The organism is Streptomyces sp. NPDC032472 (assembly GCF_040636955.1).
Lineage (GTDB): Bacteria > Actinomycetota > Actinomycetes > Streptomycetales > Streptomycetaceae > Streptomyces.
Genome location: NZ_JBEZVK010000220.1, coordinates 1 through 1,120 on the forward strand (window position 1 = coordinate 1; position 1,120 = coordinate 1,120).

The 1,120-nt window shown below is 48.8% G+C and carries 1 protein-coding gene; it reads right to left on the reverse strand.

All coding sequences use genetic code 11. The annotated features are described in order from the left end of the window. Nucleotides 1-1,120 (reverse strand): hypothetical protein (locus tag AB0F11_RS38320; protein ID WP_362184515.1); only part of this gene is annotated, 1,120 nt, incomplete at both ends.

Sequence of the window (1,120 nt, forward strand, 5' to 3'; positions counted from 1 at the left end):
AATTTTCCAAAGTCTATCTCCCTATCCTTGATGTACGAGATATGAACGAAACCACCCCGATCGTAATACTCGTCAGGGAAGTTAAAGTAATGACCATGTTCATGAGCCTCATAGTTGTTTTCCGGGACATCTACCATTTTCCCGCTCTCGGTCGTGTACCTCAAATGCTCCCCCCAAGCCGACGTGTCTGCACGACTGACGTACGGGAATAAATGAAGCAGAACATGCTCATTAAAATCGACAATAGGCTTGTTTTTTATTGAAATCCGAATATCAGTCTTGAATATCACTTTAACGCGACATCCACACGCCCCGCCTTTCGCGCATCCATCCAGTATCAACTTATGATCACCCCGATTGAATACTGCTTCTATTTTCCGCATAACGTGCTCGAGGCTATATCCTTCCCCCACTCTTTCTCGGTAGTCCATCTTTTGACCGTTCAGAACGTCGCCAATCTCCATTGAGCGATGAAGATCGTAGCTGTAGGGGATTGATTTTACTTTGGCAGCTTTATCGAAATTCCCGGACGAATCGACGGGATATATGTCTACCGGGACCAATCTCACGCGAACTGTACATACAAGTGTCTTTTCGCTCTCTATGTACTTCAATTCGAATTTTGAAGATCGCACCCCGCCAGCCGTATATTGCTTACCACTCGCGTCCGTCCATGGTGCGCGATTTTGCAATACCCCTAAATATTGACCAGTTTCTGTTTGATCTGAGCGCTCGCTTAACAGACTTGCTAGTTTCCAGTCACATGGAGCTGGGCTTTCAAGCTTGATCAACTCAGGAGTTTGATTTGTCTGGTTTTTTGGTGCGTTATCCGGGTCATTTACATGCAAGGGACCACGATCAAACATCCTAGACAGAAAATCACTAAACGGTGAAGGAGCGACATTTCCCGCACTGTCTGGCGAAGATGCCTGCGCTACAGCGCCTGTGTTACCCAACGATTCCCACTGAGACGGATCTGGCTCAGGTGCCAAGGCCGGCGCTTGTACAAAATTCGGGTTGGTACGCCAGACCTCACACTCCGTCTTGAACGGCACGAAAGCCGGCGCGAACGCCGCGCCGCTCAGGTCCAGTTGAGCCGGCCCGGTCTTCTTCAAGCCAC